The sequence below is a fragment of the Actinomycetota bacterium genome (assembly GCA_005888325.1).
Classification (GTDB): domain Bacteria; phylum Actinomycetota; class Acidimicrobiia; order Acidimicrobiales; family AC-14; genus AC-14.
Genome location: VAWU01000024.1, coordinates 103,887 through 121,867, shown reverse-complemented (window position 1 = coordinate 121,867; position 17,981 = coordinate 103,887). Strand labels below are relative to the sequence as shown.

The window sequence follows — 17,981 nt, the reverse complement described above, 5'->3', positions numbered from 1 at the left end:
GCATGCCACTCGAGAAGTCCGAGAAGATCTGGATGGACGGCGAGCTCGTCGACTGGGACGACGCCCGCATTCACATCCTCACCCACACGCTCCACTACGGCTGCGGCGTCTTCGAGGGCATTCGGGCCTACGCGACCGCGCAGGGCCCGGCGGTGTTCCGCCTCACCGACCATGTCACGCGCCTCTTCAACAGCGCGCGCATCTTCATGATCGACGTGCCGTTCACGCCCGAGCAGCTCGTCGCCGCCACCAAGGAGACGGTGCGCGTCAACGGCCTCGACTCGTGCTACATCCGACCCATCGTCTACCTGGGCTACGGCGAGATGGGCCTCAACCCGCTGCCGTGCCCGGTGAACGTGTCCATCGCGGTGTGGCGGTGGGGGAGCTACCTCGGCGACGAAGGCATCGCCAACGGCGTGCGCATGAAGATCAGCTCCTGGCAGCGGCACGATCCCAACGCCATGCCGCCCGCGGCCAAGGGCACGGGCATGTACCTCAACTCGTCGATGGCCAAGGTCGAGGCGCTGAAGGGCGGGTACGACGAAGCCATCCTCCTGTCGCCGCAGGGCTATGTGAGCGAGTGCACGGGCGAGAACCTCTTCGTCGTGAGGGACGGTCGTATCGTCACACCGCCTTCGAGCGCGGGCGCGCTCGAGGGAATCACGCAGAGCTCGGTCATGACGATCGCGCGCGACCTCGGTTACGACGTCGAGGTCGGCAACATCCTCCGCAGCGACCTCTACACCGCGGACGAGGCCTTCCTCTCCGGTACCGCCGCCGAGGTGGTGCCCATCCGTTCGGTCGACGACCGCGAGATCGGGCGGCCCGGCCCCATCACCCGCAGCATCCAGGAGGTCTTCTTCGCCGCCGTCCGCGGTGAGGTCGACCAGTACAAGGACTGGTTGGAACTTGTCAACGCCTGACGTACCGCGATCCGTCGAGATCTTCGACACGACCTTGCGCGACGGCAGCCAGCTCGAGGGCATCTCGCTCACCGTCGACGACAAGCTGCGCATCGCCGAGCAGCTCGACTGGTTGGGCGTGCACTACATCGAAGGCGGTTGGCCGGGCGCCAACCCCAAGGACGACGAGTTCTTCCGCCGCGCCGCATCCGAGCTCGACCTCGACACCAGCCGGCTGGTGGCGTTCGGGTCGACCCGGCGCAAGCTCGGCAAGGTCGACTCCGACGACACCCTCCGTCACCTCGTCGAAGCGGGCACCCGAGCGGTGTGCATCGTCGGCAAGTGCTGGGACTACCACGTCACCGAAGCGCTGGAGACCACGCTCGAAGAGGGCGTCGCCATGGTGGCCGACTCGGTCGAGCACCTGCGCGGCGCCGGGCTCGAGGTGCTGTTCGACGCCGAGCACTTCTTCGACGGCTACAAGCGCAACCCCGAGTTCAGCCTGCGCGTGCTCGAGGCCGCTTCAGAGCGAGGGGCGACGACCCTCGTGTTGTGCGACACCAACGGTGGGTCGTTGCCGCACGAGGTCGAGCGTGTCGTCGGCGAGGTCGTCGCCTACTTCGGTGCCGACGTGAAGGTAGGCGTCCACCTGCACGACGACGCGGGTTGCGGCGTGGCCAACGCGTTGGCCGGGGTGCGCGGCGGCGCCACGCACGTGCAGGGCACGATCAACGGCTACGGCGAGCGCACCGGCAACTGCAATCTCACGACGATCATCCCCAACCTGGCGCTGAAGATGGGCGTGCACACGATCCCCGAGGACCGCCTCGAGCGCCTCACCCCTGTCGCCCACCACATCGCCGAGCTGGTCAACATGCCGCTCAATCCCCAGCAGCCCTACGTCGGGGCGTCGGCGTTCGCCCACAAGGCGGGGTTGCACGTGAGCGCCATCGTCCGCCGGCCCGACGCGTACGAGCACGTCCAACCGGACGCGGTCGGCAACGGCACCCGCTTCGTGGTCTCGGAGCTGGCGGGGAAGTCGACGCTCCAGCTCAAGGCGCGTGAGGTCGGCATCGAGCTCGACGGACCGACGCTGAACGAGATCGTCGACACGCTCAAGCGGCTCGAGCACGAGGGGTACCACTTCGAGGCGGCCGACGGCTCGCTCGAGCTGCTCATGCGCCGCGCCGCGGGTTGGGAGCACGACTACTTCCGCATCGAGTCGTTCCGGGTGATCACCGACGAGACCGAAGGCCGGGCGTTGACCACCGAGGCGACCATCAAGGTGCACGTCGGGCAGGAGCGCGTGGTCACCGTGGCCGAGGGCAACGGTCCCGTCAACGCGCTCGACAAGGCCCTCCGCCTCGCGATCGGCAGGCACCATCCCGCGCTCGAGCACGTGCACCTCGTCGACTACAAGGTGCGGGTGCTCGACACGCAGAGGGGCACCGGCGCGGTGACGAGGGTGCTGATCGACTCCACCGACGGTGAGCGAACGTGGTCGACCATCGGCGTCTCCGAGAACATCATCGAGGCGTCGTGGCAGGCCCTCTCCGACTCGATCGTCTTCGGCCTGCTGCACGCCCCGCCTGCACAGTCGCGGGCGAGGGAGTAGGCAGCGCCGATGGCTGCGCCCGACTACGTACCCGTGATCCTCGCCGACCAGCCCCGCCAGGACGAGCCGGCCAAGCCGGCCGACTCGTGGCGGGCCGACCGCCCCGGCGACCTCGGGCCCCGGCAGCCGGTCGGACCGAAGCTCGGCCGGCAGGGCCCCGACCAGGGTTACGCGCTCTCGCTGGCGCGCCGCTTCGCCGACAAGCTCCACGTCTTCGAGGGGGAGAGCACGGACGACGCGGTGGCCGGCTGTGTGGCCATGGCGTTGAAGCGCGCGTCGCTCTTAGGCCGGGCGCCGGTCATCCACGATCTCGACCTCGCGTTCGGTCTCTTCGGGTTCATCGGCACCGCGCCCCCCGATCTGGTGGAGTTCCGCCGACCGCGGTTCGAGGAGGCGCGGCACCACTACTGGGACCAGCGCGCCATCGTCGACCTCGTGCCCGAGGCGACCCTCCGGCTCACGCCGGCCCAGGTGAAGGAGCGCCAGGGCGACTGGAAGTCATTGCTCGCGAACCCGACCGCGTGAGCACCCGGATCGGCGACGGCGTCGTCGAGATCGACACCCTGCTCGGCGGCTGGGAGAAGGTCACCGCGGGCTACCTCGTCGAGGGCCCCGACCCGGTGCTGGTGGAGACGGGGAGCCAGACGTCGGTGCCGGCCCTGCTCGCCGCGCTCGACACGCTCGGCGTGGGCGCGGAGGACCTCGCCGGCGTGGCCGTCACGCACATCCACCTCGATCACGCGGGCGGCGTCGGCGACGTGGCCCGCGCGTTCCCCAACGCGACCGTCTACGTGCACGAGAAGGGGGCTCGGCACCTGGCCGATCCCACCCGTCTCGTCGAGTCGGCCTCCCTCGTGTACGGGCACCTGCTCGACGACCTGTACGGCCGGCTCGAGCCCACGCCCGCAGCCCGGCTGCACGTGCTGGCCGACGGCGAGGAGATCGAGGTGGGGCCATCCCGGGTGCTCACGACCGTCGACTCACCCGGTCACGCGAAGCACCACCTCGCGCTCCACGACTCGCAGAGCGGGATCCTCTTCGTCGGTGACGCGGTCGGCGTCCGCCTGCCCGACGCCGGGCTGCTGCGACCCTCCACCCCGCCGCCCGACTTCGACCTCGATCAGGCGGTCACGTCGATGCGGAGGTTCGCGGCCCGCCGTCCCGCCGGCATCGCGCTCGCGCACTACGGGCTCGTCCCCGACCACGAGTCGATCCTCGAAGAGGCGGAGGACACGTTGCAGCGCTGGGCCGGGGTGGCCGAACGGGCATGGCACGACGGTCGCGACATCGCGGAGGCCCTCAGCGAGTCGTTCACCCTCACCGACGACGGGCTCGCTCCGGAAGCGCGCGAGAAAATGGAGACGCTCAACGGAATCCACTCCAACGCGGCGGGCTTCCGCCGCTGGTTGGAGACGAGGTCAGATGCGACCCAGCTTTGACACGGGCCACACCTTGAGGCCGACGCGCCCGACCACCGATCCGCGCGTGATGGGGCCGAAGTTGCGGCTGTCGAGCGAGGTGGCGCGCCGGTCGCCCATGACCCAGAGCTTGCCCGGCCCGACCTGCTCGGGCCCGAACGTCGATGTGACCGTGCCCCGGGCGAGGTAGGGCTCCGCGAGCACCTTCCCGTCGACGAGCAGCTTGCCGTTCCTGCCCGCGACGGTCTCGCCGGGCAGCGCGACCACACGCTTCACGAGCGTGTCGGTGTCGGGCTGGCGGAGGCCGACGGCTTCGAGGGCGCGGCGCGCGACGCGGACGGGGAGCATGGCGTGATCTGAAGGCGGGCGGTGCGGCGAGTCGAAGACGACGATGTCGCCGCGTCGAGGCGCGTGGAGGACGTACGACAGCTTGTCGACGACGATGCGGTCGCCCACGTCGAGCTTCGGCTGCATGGAGTCGGTCGGGATGAAGTACGCCTGCGCGACGAACGTGCGCAGGACGAGGACGACGACGAGGGCGAGGGCCGCCAGCACCGGAATCTCGACGAGCCACCGCCGCGAGCTTGCCGGGCGCGGCTGGGTGGCGACACCGGTGACCTCGGGCGGTTCGGGCTCGACCGGGTCGCGGCGGAGCCCGTACTCGCGCACGTAGGGCACCTTCGGCGCCACCCGCTCGACGACCTCGCGTGGGATCTCGACCGTTTTCGACGCGTCCTCGATGACCGATCGCGTGGTCGCGGGCGCGTCGGAAGCCAGTGCGCCGGTGAAGGGCTCGAGCGGCTCGAGCGGCACAGGCGTGACCGCCGGCGCTCCCAGGGCGGACGCCTCCGTCGCCTGGGCCTCCGTCGCCTGGGCCTCGGCCGCGGCGAGCGAGGCGCGGATCCGTTCGATCTCGGCCCGAAGCACCATCGCCTCGTTGCGGGCGTCGCCGACGATGCGCTGCGCCTCGGCCTGCGCGTCCCAGCTGAGGCGCTCGCGCTCGGCCAGCGCGTCGGTCAGCACACGGTCGGCCTCGACCCGGGCCTCGAGGAGCACGCGCTCGGCATCCTGCGCGACGGCTGCGTCTGACTCGACCGCCACCGTCGCCTGCGTACGGAGACGGTCGGCTTCCTCCTGGGCCAGCCCGACGAGGACGCCCGCCTCCTCGGTGGCCGCGGCGCGGATGCGCTCCGCGTCGGCCTCGGCGAGCGTGCGGAGGGAGTCCGCGTCGCGCGCGGCCTCCTCGCGCTCGGTCGCCGCGACGGCCGCCTCGGCTTGGATGCGGGCCGCCTCGGCTTCCGCGCCGGCGCGCGCGTCTTCGGCCTCGCGCCGGCGACGTTCGATGTCGGCCGCCGCGTCGTCGAGCAGGGCGGTTCGCTCGAGCTCGAGCTCGTGCCGGGCGCGCTCGCGCGCCGCGGTCTGCACGCGCTGCGCCTCGACTTCGGCCTCCTCGAGGAGCTCGCGGGCCCGCTGGCGCTCGATCTCCGCTTCGACGAGCACGTTGGCCGCGGTGCGCTCGGCGTCGGCGATGAGCGTGACCCGCGCCCGCTCGGTCGCCTGACGAACCGTCGCGCGCTCGTCGTCGACCTCGGCCCACCGCTGGACGATGTCGCGCTCGGTCTGCTCTTCGATCGAGGCGCGCCGCTCCTCGGCCTCGAGGCGCATGCGGTCGGCGGCGGCCTGGGCCGAAGCCCGCAGCTCGTCGGCCTCCCGCTGGGACTGCTCGGTGGACAATCGTGCGGCGGCGGCCTCCTGGGTGAGCCGTTCGGTCTCCGCCTCGATCTCGTCGAGCTCATCCCGTGCGCGCGCCGCCTCGGCCCGCGCGCCGGCCACGATGGCGTCGCGCTCGCGCTCGATCTCGGCCCGCAGGCTCGCTTCGCGCGCCGCGATCTGTCGGGTCGCTTCCTCGAGCACACGTCCTGCCTCACCCTCGGCGTCACGGAGCAGGGCCGTCCGCTCCTGCGCCGCCTCGCCGCGAGCCGCGTCGCGCTCCTGGTCGATGTCGGCCAGTGCCGCGCGGCGGGACTCATCTGCGTCCGCGCGGACACGCTCTGCCTGCTCGCGAAGTCGCGCCGCCTCGGCATCGCTCTCGATGACCCTCGCGGCCGCCTCCCGCTCGGCCTCGACGAGCATCACCGCGCGTTCTTGCGCAGCCTCCTCGCGCGCCGCTTCGCGCTCGTGCTCGACGTCTCTCCGCGCCGTGCGCCGCAGCTCCTCGGCTTCGTCGCGGATGCGACCGGCCTCGTCGAGGATCGCGTCGCGCCGGCGCTCGGCGTCGGCCAACAGCTGCGTCGCCTCTTCGTCGACCTCGGCGAGGATCTCGTCGCGCATGCGGCGCGCCTCGTCGACGACGGTGGTGCGCCTGCCCTCCGTCTCGGCCAGCAGGCGCCGGGTCTCCTCTTCGACCTCGGCGAGCATCTCGGACTTGATGCCCTCGGCGACGACCCGGGCCTCGTGCACCACGCGCGTGGCATCGGTGAGGAGCCGGTTGCACTCGGCCAGCGTCTCGTCGCGTATACGAGATGTGTCGGCATCCCCCCGGCGGGCCTCGACCTCTTCCTGGCCCGGTCGTCCGGCGTGACCCGCCTGACCCATCTGACCTGCCCTGGCGTCGGTCTCCGTGCGCACCCGTCAAGGATGACGCCCTGCCTGGCTCGGCGGTTGGATGCCCGCCGGTGGGCACGGTGATGGCCGTTGGCGTTCGCCGGCTGGGGATGGGGTGCGCCGCGTTCCGTGGCGGGTCGACCGGCTCGACGGCCCGGAGGGTCGCGACAGGAGAGGTGTAGCCTGTGCCCGTTTGGCAACCCTGGGAGGGGTGGGATATGCCTTGGATCACGCGTGGGCTGCGCCGACGAGTCGCGCTCGGACCGGCGCTCATCGCCGCACTGGTTCTCGTCGCCCCGTCGGCGACTCCCGCGTCGGCACAAGTGCCGACCGGCACCGTGACGATCGTGCACGCGTTCCGAGGCCTCGTGGCCGACGTCTACCTCGACGGCAAGGTGGCGCTCCAGGGCTTCGAGCCCGAGCGCACCACCGCGCCGCTGCAGATCCCCGCCGGCGACCACGCGGTCGCGGTGCGTGAAGCCAAGGCCGACCCCAACTCTCCACCTGCCGTTGCGGGCACGCTGAAGGTCACCGCGGGCGCCAACATCTCGGCCGTCGTCCACATGGCGCAGGACGGGAAGCCCACGATGACGCAGTTCGACAACGACGTGAACCGTGTCGCGCCAGGAACCGCCCGCCTCGTCGTGCGTCACACGGCCGCCGCACCCGCGGTCAACGTGATCGTCGACGGCACGCCGCTCGCCGCCAACCTGGTGAACCCCAACCAGTCGCCGGCCCTCGAGCTGTCGGCGGCCGCCCATCAGGTGACGGTCGACGCCGCCGGCGGTGGCACGGCCGTCGTGCCGCCCGACCGCGTGACGCTCGCCGACGGTACCGTGCAGTTCCTCTACCTGATCGGCTCCACCTCCGACAACAGCGTCGGCTGGCTGACGCAGACCGTGCAGGGCCTCACGAGCGCACCGGCGGGTGTGCCCACCGGCACCGACGGGCTGGCGCGTCCGGCCCGGTTCCCGATCGCCGTGTTCATGGTGCTCCTCGCGCTCGCAGTGATGACGGCACCCGCGCTCCGATCCCGTCGCCGGGGGCATGTCGCCGAACGCGCGACCCGGTAGCCGGCGGTTCGGTCCTGCGGGCCGGGTCGCCGGGGCGCTCGTCCTCGTCGGCCTCGGGCTGCGGGAGTTGCGGCGGGACCGCGCGATCTCGAGCGCGAGGCACGCGCCGCGCAAGCGACTCGGCTTCTACCGTCCGCGCCACAGGCGTCGCCACCGGGCCCGAAACCTCGCCCGCGTTTGCTTCGCCCTGAGCGCGGCCGGCGTCGTGGGGCTGCCGGTCGTGTGGTTCGCCACCCGTCCCGCGTCCGACGTGGGTGCGCTGACAGGCATCCGTGCCGCGCGCGCGGCCACCACTCCCATCACCGCGGTGCCGTTGGCTCCGGGCCGGCCGCCGGTCGAGACCTACCCGGCTCGCCTCCAGGACCAGCCCGCGCGTCTCGTGAACCGTCCGGTGGCGGTGCACATCCCCTCGCTCGGGCTCGACGCGCCGACCGTGCCGGTCGGCGTCGTCCCCGGCTCGCCGCTGCTCGAGGCACCGGCGGACCCGGCGATGCTCGGGTGGTACGAGTACGGTCCCGCGCCCGGCGAGGCGGGCTCGTCCGTGATCGCGGGCCACGTCGACCACAATGGCCGGCCCGGCGCGTTCTTCCGTCTCAGCCGGCTGGACCCCGGCGCGACCGTCACCGTCGACTACCAGGACGGCTCCTCCCGTGCCTGGCGGGTCGAGGCCCGCCGCGAGTACCTGAAGAGCGAGCTGCCGATCGACATGCTGTTCGCCCGAACCGGCGGGCCCACCTTGGCCCTCGTCACCTGCGGCGGTCTGTACGACACATCGAAACGGTTCTATCGCGACAACGTCGTCGTCTTCGCGGTGCCCGTCACCTAGCGCTTCGTTGGCTGCTGGGCGTCGAGCGCGCCCGCAGCCCGGCGCGCCCGAGCAACACGAGCAGCCCACCGGCGAGCAGCGCCATGGCGATCGCGACCCCCGCGGCCAACGGCTCGGCCACCGCTCGGCCCCCGCCCCGCTCCGACGGCACGGCCCCGCCGGCGCGGCGTGACGTGCCTTCGAGTGCGGTGAGCTCCACCCCCAGCGACCTCTCCCCGCTGATCCCGTCCGCCGCGACTCCGACCGACAGCTGCGCCCGGCCCCGCGAGCGCGCCGCGAACGAGACCCGGTACTGGTTCAGCAGCACGTCGGCGACCCGTTGGTACGCGCCCACGAGCTCGGTGGAGGCGACCCTGACCGACTCGCCGCCCGCCCCCGCGGCGAGGGTCGCGAGCGCGCCGCCAGTGTCGCCGCCCGACAGCTCGATCGCGTAGACGCTCGTTCCGCGCACGGTGAGCCGGCGCTTCAGCGCGTCGAGCGTGATCGAGCTCGATCGGTCCCTGCCGCCGGTGAACACGACGACCGTGTGTCGCGCCTGGCTGGCCGGGGTGAGCTCGGCGTCGGCACGCCGCACCGCGTCGTAGATCGCGCGATCGGGCCGGCGGGTGAGGTCGCCGACCGCGCGCGTTGCGGCGACGAGGTCGGTGGTCGCAGGCAGCGTGACCTCGGGCGGCGCACCCGCGTCGATGAGCGCGACGCGCGTGCCGATGGGAAGTCGGAGAACGAAGTCGAGCGCCGCGCCCTGTGCGGCGCGGAAGAGCTCGGGAGGTACCGTCGGGTCGAGCACGAGGGCGATCTGCAGCCCCGAGTTGGGCAGCCGCGCCACGTTGACCTCGCGGCGCTCACCGTTCTCGGTGACGCTGAACGCATCCGCGGGGAGGTCGCGCGGCGCGAGGAGCCGGGGCGGCGCCACGATCATGGTGACCTGTGGGTAGTGCGTGGTGTCGACCTTCGACACGACGAGGTCGCCCGGCACCTCGGGCGCGACGACCCCGAACGCGGGCGCCGACACCGACAGGCCGACCAGCGCAACGAGGATGACGCGCTTCACGACGGGCCGGGCACGATGGGGTCGGTTCGCCGGCTGAGGTTGCAGCAGAGCCCCGTCAGCGCCGTCGCAGGTGCTTGGGCTTGTACCGGCGGCGGCGGTAGAGGATGTCGTCGTCGGTGCGGCGCCACGCGCGCCGCGGTGGCGTCGGTGTCGCGGGCACGCTCGGCGGGACCTCCACCAGCTTCACGAGGACCATGCCCGCGAGCATCGCGCCCCCGCCAGTGAGGGCGAGGCCGAGATGGACGGGGCCGGTCTGCGCCAGCTCGGCGCGCTGCTCGGGGCTCGCGCCCGGCGCCCCGGTGAACGAGATCGGCAGGACAAAGTTTGCCGCCGGGTCCTCGGACGCGCCGACGTTGATCACCATGACGCAGTCGTTCTTGGCGCCGGGACACTGCGCTCCGCTCGTGCCGATCGCGCCGGTGTGCACGGTGAGCATGACCTGGCCGTTGCCGGTCGCGGCGTTGACGAAGTTCATCACGCCCTGGGTGACCGCGCACGTGCTCGTCGTCGGCGGTTGCGCGCACTCGAAGATGTTGAGCCGGGCTCCCGCGTCGACGCCCGTCCAGGCGACCGTGACGATGTCGCCGTCCTTCAAGTTGGTGTTGGGTGTGACGCCGGCCTTGGCTCCCGCTCCCGCGGGTGCTGCCCCGGCGAGGAAGACCGCGCCCAGGATCCCCAGGGCGGCGGCGCGTCGCCGGAGCTTCTTCGCCCGCCGACGCCGTTGCCTGTAGCCCTGGCCAGCAGCCTCCACTCCGCGAACCCCCTCCGGTTCGGTCGACGCGGCAGCCTACCTCGGGCCGGGGCTGGGTCAGGGGGAGGGCGGGAAGGTGCCCATGCGCCTGTCGCGCCGGGCCCGGGCGCTCGCGTCCCGCACCCGGCCGACCGCCTCGAGGGCGGCGGCCGCGGTGGCCTGCAGGGGGTCCTGGCCCAGGGCCGACCCGAGGCCCCGCTCGGCGAGCACGTCCTCGACGATCACGAGCGCCACCCGCTCGCCGCCCGCCTCCTGCAGGCCCGCGTGGACGAGCTGGAACTCGCCGCGAAAGGCGTCGAGCACCGCCCGGGCGACGGCTTCGAACGGCGACTCCGCAGTGCCGCGCCCGGTGCGCGTCTCCCCGCCCGCCTCCAGGGAGATGTCGGCCTGCGGTCCGCCTTCGACCACCTCGACCGAGAGCCGTAGCGTGGGCTCGCCCGACGCTGGGCCCACCGCTTCGAGCGCGTGGGTGGCTGCGCCCAACGCGTGGCTCAGGCGCCCGGCCAGCTCGCGTTCACGCTCGTCGAGCTCGTCCGCGCGTCGACCGACGACGTGGAGTCCGCGCGACCGAGGCCCGGGAGTGTTCATGCGCAGCGCGTGAAACCCGCGGACCTCGAGCGGGCTGTCGTCCTCCTCGTTGGCGTCGAGCGCATCGCGTAGCGCGCCGAACAGTGCGAAGCATTCGTTGGCGTCCATCGACGAGAGGTCGGGTGTGCGGAGGTAGAGCTGAGGACCGGTCGCCTCCGCGAGGTGCAGGTATGCGCAGAGGTCGAGCGGCATCGCCGCGAGGAGCGCGTCGAGCCCCGCGTAGATCACGTCCTGGATGACGACGCCGAGGTCGGTCGGGGCCATGGCCACGCTCAGCTCGCGTTCCGTCGGCGCGGTGCCGGTCGTCGACGCGTCACCCTCACCCGCCTGGGTGGACGGGAAGAGCGCTCCCAAACCTCTCCCCAACCCCCGCTGGATCTCCACAACCCCTCCTCTGCGGACGGTGAGGGCGGCCCGCAACCACTGGACGAACCGAAGAGCGCCGGCGCCGAACGAGCGATGACAGTCGCATGGTACGGGATCGACCGTGGGTGCGTCGTGGACCGTTCGCGGCGCGCGTTCACGGGCCGGGCCGAAGTTGCCAGTCGGGCGGGAACGTCGGAGGACTCGTGACCGACGGCGGGACCGCGACGGTGGTGGTGGCATTCGGTGGTCGCTTGCGGGCGCGGTCGGGTCTGTCCGACGACCCGCGATTGTCGGCGATCAGCACCACCACGCCGAGCACCATGAGGACGAGCGCAGCAACCCCGACGAGCACGAGCCACACCGATCGCGGCGCGGCTGCGGGCAGCACCTCGGCCGCGGGGCTCGTGCCGCCGAGCACGTTCACCGTTCGCTCGATGCCGAGGTCGGCGAGGATGTAGGCGACGCCCGCGGCGACGTTGCGGCGGTCGGTCGCCAGATCGACCAGGACGGTGACGCGGCGGTCGTCGATCGAGCACGAGCGGACCGACGGGAGCAGGCGGACCCGCTGCTCGAGCTGTGACGCGCTCACGTCTCCGACGGTAGTGCGTGGCCCTCGATAGCCTCCCCGGCCATGCCGCCCGGTCCGGAGCGCCTCGAGCTCGCCGTGGGCCGGCTCACGTTCGACGCCCTGGCGGTGGGGCCACCAGACGGCGAGCTCGTCCTGCTGCTGCACGGCTTCCCGCAGAGCAGCCACGAGTGGCGCGCCCAGTTGGGCCCCCTCGGCGCGGCCGGCTATCGCGCCGTCGCGCCTGACCAGCGGGGGTACTCGCCCCGGGCCCGCCCGGTCGGCGTGGAGCACTAGGGGATCGAGCCTCTGGTGGCCGACGTGGTCGGGATGGCCGACCAGCTGGGCGCGGACCGGTTCCACCTGGTGGGTCACGACTGGGGCGCAGCGGTCGCGTGGCACGTGGCCGGACGCCACCCGCAGCGGCTGCGTTCGCTCACCGCGTTGTCGGTCCCGCACCCCGCGGCGTTCGCCCGCGCGCTCCACGGTGACGACCAGCGGCAACGGTCGAGCTACGTCGACGTGTTCCGCCAGGAGGGCAAAGCGGAGGAGCTGCTGCTCGAGGATGACGCAACCCGGCTGCGCGTCATGCTCGCGGGCACCGGGCTCAGCGGCGACGTCGACACCTACGTGCGGCGCATGCGCGAGCCCGGTGCGATGTCGGCTGCGCTCAACTGGTACCGCGCGGCCGAGGCCGCCGCGATCGACCGGCTCGGGCCCATCACCACGCCGACGATGTTCGTGTGGAGCACCGCCGACGTCGCGCTCGGGCGCGAGGGCGCGGAGGCGACGGTCGACCACGTCGAGGGGCCGTACCGCTTCGAGGTGCTCGAGGGCGTGAGCCACTGGATACCGGAGGAGGCAGCCGACGAGCTCAACCGGCTCCTCCTCGACCACCTGTCGAGCGCCTGATCTCAGTACGGGTCCCAGGCCGGAGGCGCGCCGGCGAGGTGGCGTTCGAGCTCAGCGCGAAACGTCGTGAGGTCGATGCTCGATTCGTCGGCACCATCGAGCTGCAGCACGGGGGTGATCGCGTCCACCCCGTCCGCCCGCCACCGACCGTTTCGCTCGAGCTCCGAGAGTCGAGTGACGAGCGGCGCGAGGTCGACGCGCGGGAGCGGCTTGCGCGAGACGTACTGCACCCAACTCTCGTACCGGTAGTGGAACCTGAAGCTGCGTCCCTGCACGACGAGCACGCGGAACCGATTGGTCGCGTTGTGGACTGCCATCGGGTGGATCGCTTCCGTACGCCGCTGGGTGAAGCGGTGCACGCGACGCAGGTCGAGCTCCTCGGGAATCGTGACGACCGCGAGGTCGAGGGCCGGCAGCTCCTCGATGACCGCCGCGCCGCTCTCGATCGCGGCCTCGCTCTCGGTCAGCGCGGTGTCCTCCGCCTCCCACAGGGCGCGGTAGTCGTCGACGCGGTCACAGATGTCGCCGAGTCGTGGCAGCAGCTCGTCGAACAACGTCGCGACCAGCTCCGGGTAGTCGACCGCGAAGACGGCGGCGCCCAAGGGCGATTGATCCGGGTCGGCGAACGCCGCGAGGGTGAACGCGGCGCGCGCCGCGCGCCGGTCGCGGTAGGTGGCGAAGTCACCCGCGGCCGCGATGTCGACCAGCCGGTCGCGCCGCTGCTGCGCCTCGTCGGGGTTCACCATCGCCCACACTCCGACGAGCCCGTCCTCGTCGAAGTGGTTGTTGGACACCGCGTCGACTGCCACGTGCAGCTCGGGTCGCTCGAGATAGCGGAAGACGATCTCGGCCGAGAGGTCGGCGCTGAGCTCGGCGGGCGTGGGGCTGTGCGGCCAGTGCGAGAGCGTGAGCACCGTGTCGGCGTTGGCGGCACCGTCGACGATCACGTTCGGGCGTTCCCCCAGCCGCTGGTACGGCACGTACTTCATCAACGTGAGTGTTTATGAAATTCCGGGCCACCGTCAATCCCGAGCGGCCGGCCGGGCGGCCGCGTGCTGCCCCGAGACGCCGGCGAGCCGTGCGCGAGAGACTCCGTCCATGACGTCCGTGACACACCTCGAGGTCGACGAGATCGACCTGTCCGACCCCGAGTTCTGGATCCGGCCCGAGGCCGAGCGCGAAGCGGCGTTCGCCACGCTGCGGACGGAACGGCCCGTCGCGTTCTTCGCCGAGCCCGAGTTCGAACCGATGCCGCGTGGGCCCGGTTACTGGTCGCTCACGCGGTACGACGATGTGTGGACCGCGAGCCGGCGACCCGACGTGTTCGTGTCGGGCAAGGGCGTGAACATCGGCGACATGCCCGTCGAGATCAGCGAGTTCTTCGGCTCGATGATCTCGATGGACGATCCGCGTCACGCCAAGCTGCGCGGCATCGTCAACCGCGGCTTCACACCGAAGATGGTGACGAGCCTGGGTGACACGGTGCGCGTCAAGGCGCGTGAGATCGTCGATCGCGTCGCGCCGCTCGGCGAGTGCGACTTCGTTCAGGAGATCGCCGCCGCCCTGCCGCTGCAGATCATCTGCGACATGATGGGTATCCCCGCATCGCACTACGGCCGCATCTTCGAGCTCACCAACACGATCCTCGGCGTCGGCGATCCCGAGTACGTCAACAGCCTCGAGGACCTGATGGCGGCGGCGATGGAGCTGTACCAGTTCGCCATGGAGCTCGGCGAGCGGAAGCTGACCGAGCCGGGCGACCGCCGACGTGGAGGGCGAAGCCCTCACCACCCAGGAGTTCGGGTCCTTCTTCATCCTCCTCGTCGTCGCCGGGAACGAGACGACCCGCACCGCCATCAGCCACGGCATGAAGGCGCTCACCGACCATCCCGACCAGCGCCGCATCTGGATGGAGAACCCGGCCGTCACTCCGACCGCGGTCGAGGAGATCGTGCGTTGGTCCACCCCCGTGATCCACTTCCGCCGCACGGTCAGCCGGGAGACCGTGATCGGCGGTCAGGAGATCGGCGAAGGCGAGAAGGTCGTCCTCTGGTACAACTCGGCCAACCGCGATGCGTCGAAGTTCGACGACCCCGACCGCTTCGACGTCCGGCGCACGCCGAACGAGCACGTCGGGTTCGGCGCCGGCGGCCCGCATTTCTGCCTCGGCGCCCACCTGGCCCGCCGGGAGATCGGGGTGATGTTCGACGAGCTCTTCCGCCGTCTGCCCGACATCGAGGTGACCGGCCCCCCCGACATGCTCCAGTCGGCCTTCATCCACGGCATCAAACGCATGCCGGTGCAGTTCACCAAGCGCCCGTAAGGGGTCTGCGCCCCGAACGACCCCGAGAATCCAGTCGTTCAATCTTGTGCACTCGTGCACCGATGTTCGGGATATGGACGGCGTCGCCTGGCGTACCCCACTGATCTTGGCGGTAGGAGCCGCGGCGTGGACGACCCGGGCCCACAGCGTCGCGGCGTCAACCCGCCTGCTGACCGCCATGGGACTCGCAACGCTTGTTTGTGTGGCGCTCGGCCTGCGCCGGCATCGCTCTGGGCGGCCGTTGCCGGCCGCGGCGGGACCGGTGGAGCCGGTACTCCTCCTGGGCGTGGGGCTCGGGGCCGTGGTGATGAGTGACGCGGCGCGATCGATCGTCCCCATGACGTCGACTGTCTTCGTCCTGACCGCACTCGTCGCCTTGGTCGGCTATCCCGTCACGCTCAGCGCCGTGGTGCGGATGGTGCAGGGCCGGCGACGAGGACGGAGCGGCGACATCGTCGTCGAGGCGGGCCTGCTCGCCTTGGCGTTCGGGCTGTGCGCGTGGGCACTGTTGTCGCACGCAGGGCAGCCCGTGCCGTTCCCGGTGATGCTCGCGGCCATCGCACTCCCTGCAGCCGATGTCGCCGTGCTCGTGGTCACCGGACGCCTCATGAGCCTGCCCGGTGAGCGCCCCGACAGCTACCTCTACCTGCTCATCGGGTTCCTGGGGCTGTTCGGGGCTCATGGCCTCCAGGCCGCCGCGGCCACGTGGTCGCTGCCTTGGACGAGCCCGACGATCGAGGTGCTACGCGTGCTGTCGTTCGGGGCCTGGGGCGCGGCGGCGCTTCATCCCTCCATGGAGCACCTGTTCGAACCGCTCGCGCAGGACCCGCCCAAGTTCAGCCGGGCGCACCTGGTCCTCGTCGGCATCGCGGTGATCGCGCCGGCCGCCGTCGCGCTGGCGTTCCGAGCCCCCCGTACCGCGTTGACGTTTCCCGTGGGATCGGCCGTGTTGGCGGTGGTCATCGCCGCGCACCTGGCCGACCTGCTGTGGGACCGGGCGAGCGTCGAGCACCGCGCCGAGCACGACGGGCTCACGGGCCTCCCCAATCGCACCTTGTTGGACGACCGCCTCGAACGTGCGCTCGCCCATGCCCGCCGGGGTGGCACCGCGGTGGCACTGCTGTTCCTGGATCTCGACGGCTTCAAGGCCATCAACGACCGACTGGGCCACGCCTGCGGGGATCTCGTCCTCCAAGCCGTCGCAGCCAGGATCGGCGAGCTCCTGCGCGACGAGGACACCGTGGCGCGCCTGGGAGGGGATGAGTTCGTGGTCCTGCTGCCGCACTTGCGCGCACCGGGTGACGCGGTCGCCGTGGCCGAACGCCTCCTCGCGGCCTTCGAGGAACACTTCGAGGCGGGCACCTACACCGTGCCGGTCACACCCAGCATCGGGGTCGCCGTGTTTCCAGACGACGCGGCCGACGCGTCAGCGCTGCTCACCGCGGCGGACAGCGCCATGTACCAAGCCAAAGACGTGGGGCGTGGAGGCGTCGCCGTCTACAGCGCCGAGCTCCATGCCTTGGTTCAAGCCCGCGTCGACGCGGAGCGCCGGCTGCTGCGGGCCATCGAGAACGACGAGCTCGAGCTGCGTTTCCAACCCAAGGTCTCCCTGCACACGGGCGCGGTGACGGGGGCGGAGGCACTCGTGCGGTGGCGCCATCCCGACCGGGGGGTGCTCGGCCCCGGCGAGTTCATCACCCTCGCCGAGGACACGGGGCTGATCACTGCGCTGGGTGAACGCGTGCTCGAGCTGGCCTGCGCGCAGGCCCAGATCTGGTCGACCAGCGGTCTCCGTGCTCTTCCGCTGGCCGTCAACCTCTCGCCGCGACAGTTCGTGGGCTCCCCGCTCGCCGCCCTCGTCGCCTCCGCGCTCCGGCGCCACCAGCTGCCGGGCCGCGCGCTCGAGTTGGAAGTGACCGAGACGGCTGCGCTCGACCATCTCGAGCTCACCGTGTCGGTCCTGGAGGACATCCGCGCCATGGGCGTGCGCTGCGCGATCGACGATTTCGGCACCGGTTACTCGTCGCTGAGTCACCTCACGCAGCTGCCCATCGACGTGTTGAAGATCGACAGGTCCTTCGTCAGTCGAATCGGGCAACGCAACCGTGGTGAGTCCATCGTGGCGGCGGTGATCGCCATGGCACACGGGCTCGGGCTCAGCGTCGTCGCCGAGGGGGTGGAGACGGCCGACCAACTTGCCTTCCTCCACGCGTCGGGCTGTGATCAGGTGCAGGGGTTCCTGTTCAGCCCGCCACTCAGCGCGGCGCGCTTCGAGGTGCTGGTGCGCTCACAGCTCGTGCGGGGACCCGGCCAGCTGCCCGACTGTGCTCCCGCGCTCGAACACCACCCCGCGGCCGCCGCGGGATGACATGCGGCGCCCGCTCGATCGGGGGGGTCCGCGTTGGCCGGCTGAACCACGGGGAGCGAACTTGCGGCGCTGCGTCGTCGGGCACCATCGTCTTGCCCATGAGCTTGAGCGAACGGTTCGCCCGATCGAGCGACCGCTTCTACGACTGGATGCGAAGCTCGAAGGCGCAGGACGTCGCGGAGATGGCGCCGACGGGCAGCCTCGCCGACCTTCAGGGGCGCAAGTACTGCGTGCTGGTGACCTACAAGAAGAGCGGTGAGCCCGTGCCATCACCGCTGTGGTTCGGAACCGGAAACGGCAAGCTCTATTTCCACACAGGGGCAGCCACCGCCAAGGTGAAGCGCATCGGGCGTAACCCCCAGGTGCGCATTGCCGCCGCAACCACGCGAGGACGGCCGCTCTCGGCGCCGCTCGTCGGCACCGCGAGGGTCCTGCCGATCGAAGAGGCGGCCGACGCCGAACGGTGTCTGCAGGCGAACTACGGGCTCGGTCGCCGGCTGTATACACAGCTGGGGCAGCAGGTCGCCTCCGTCTACGTGGAGGTCACGCCGATGGCTCCGGCCTGACGGGCCGACCTTCGCGGACCCGAGCTCGGCAGGCGCAGGCCGGGCGAGGTCAT

General features: G+C 71.5%; 13 protein-coding genes and 2 pseudogenes. 9 read left to right on the top strand and 6 right to left on the bottom strand.

Annotated elements, in window-relative coordinates; all coding sequences use genetic code 11:
• Positions 1-2: 2 nt before the first annotated feature.
• The 3 genes from E6G06_08735 to E6G06_08725 all read left to right on the top strand — a co-directional run bounded on the left by E6G06_08735 (position 3) and on the right by E6G06_08725 (position 3,956).
• Positions 3-923, top strand: a complete 921-nt coding sequence (locus E6G06_08735) for a branched-chain amino acid transaminase (protein ID TML91872.1) — start codon at positions 3-5, stop codon at positions 921-923.
• Entirely contained in the window at positions 910-2,517 is a 1,608-nt protein-coding gene (locus E6G06_08730; GenBank protein ID TML91871.1) for a citramalate synthase, read from the top strand. Before E6G06_08735 ends, E6G06_08730 begins: the two co-directional genes overlap by 14 nt.
• A gap of 500 nt (positions 2,518-3,017) precedes the next feature.
• A complete protein-coding gene (locus tag E6G06_08725; GenBank protein ID TML91905.1) occupies positions 3,018-3,956 on the top strand; it encodes an MBL fold metallo-hydrolase in 939 nt (312 codons plus the stop codon).
• Here E6G06_08725 and lepB read toward each other — a convergent pair.
• Entirely contained in the window at positions 3,936-6,563 is a 2,628-nt protein-coding gene (gene lepB / locus E6G06_08720; GenBank protein ID TML91870.1) for a signal peptidase I, read from the bottom strand. The genes E6G06_08725 and lepB overlap by 21 nt on opposite strands.
• Before the next feature lie 194 nt (positions 6,564-6,757).
• Between lepB and E6G06_08715 the strand changes: the two genes are divergently transcribed.
• Complete coding sequence (locus E6G06_08715; GenBank protein ID TML91869.1) at positions 6,758-7,612, top strand: DUF4397 domain-containing protein; 855 nt, start codon at positions 6,758-6,760, stop codon at positions 7,610-7,612.
• Positions 7,587-8,438, top strand: a complete 852-nt coding sequence (locus E6G06_08710; GenBank protein ID TML91868.1) for a class F sortase — start codon at positions 7,587-7,589, stop codon at positions 8,436-8,438. Before E6G06_08715 ends, E6G06_08710 begins: the two co-directional genes overlap by 26 nt.
• On the opposite strand, the gene E6G06_08705 is transcribed toward E6G06_08710, so the two are convergent.
• From E6G06_08705 to E6G06_08690, 4 genes are all read right to left on the bottom strand, one after another.
• Entirely contained in the window at positions 8,431-9,489 is a 1,059-nt protein-coding gene (locus E6G06_08705; GenBank protein TML91867.1) for a VWA domain-containing protein, read from the bottom strand. The two genes, E6G06_08710 and E6G06_08705, sit on opposite strands and share 8 nt — an antisense overlap.
• Positions 9,490-9,544: 55 nt before the next feature.
• Positions 9,545-10,240 (bottom strand): hypothetical protein, encoded by a 696-nt coding sequence (locus E6G06_08700; protein TML91866.1) that lies wholly within the window; start codon positions 10,238-10,240, stop codon positions 9,545-9,547.
• A 57-nt stretch (positions 10,241-10,297) separates the two neighbouring features.
• The gene (locus E6G06_08695; GenBank protein ID TML91865.1) at positions 10,298-11,212 is read right to left on the bottom strand and encodes a hypothetical protein; all 915 of its coding nucleotides are present in this window, start codon (positions 11,210-11,212) and stop codon (positions 10,298-10,300) included.
• 136 nt (positions 11,213-11,348) lie between these two features.
• Entirely contained in the window at positions 11,349-11,783 is a 435-nt protein-coding gene (locus E6G06_08690) for a hypothetical protein (GenBank protein ID TML91864.1), read from the bottom strand.
• Positions 11,784-11,825: 42 nt separating this feature from the next.
• Between E6G06_08690 and E6G06_08685 the strand changes: the two are divergent.
• Positions 11,826-12,671, top strand: a pseudogene (locus tag E6G06_08685) (alpha/beta hydrolase).
• 2 nt (positions 12,672-12,673) lie between these two features.
• Here E6G06_08685 and E6G06_08680 read toward each other — a convergent pair.
• Positions 12,674-13,660, bottom strand: coding sequence for a hypothetical protein (locus E6G06_08680; GenBank protein TML91863.1), 987 nt, complete (start codon positions 13,658-13,660; stop codon positions 12,674-12,676).
• Between the two features lie 109 nt (positions 13,661-13,769).
• Between E6G06_08680 and E6G06_08675 the strand changes: the two are divergent.
• The 3 genes and pseudogenes from E6G06_08675 to E6G06_08665 all read left to right on the top strand — a co-directional run bounded on the left by E6G06_08675 (position 13,770) and on the right by E6G06_08665 (position 17,928).
• Positions 13,770-14,994: pseudogene (locus E6G06_08675) on the top strand (cytochrome P450).
• A gap of 73 nt (positions 14,995-15,067) precedes the next feature.
• On the top strand, positions 15,068-17,362 hold the full coding sequence (locus E6G06_08670) for an EAL domain-containing protein (GenBank protein TML91862.1): 2,295 nt from the start codon (positions 15,068-15,070) through the stop codon (positions 17,360-17,362).
• Positions 17,359-17,928 (top strand): PPOX class F420-dependent oxidoreductase, encoded by a 570-nt coding sequence (locus tag E6G06_08665; protein TML91861.1) that lies wholly within the window; start codon positions 17,359-17,361, stop codon positions 17,926-17,928. The genes E6G06_08670 and E6G06_08665 overlap by 4 nt, the downstream gene beginning before the upstream one ends.
• Positions 17,929-17,981 lie beyond the last annotated feature (53 nt).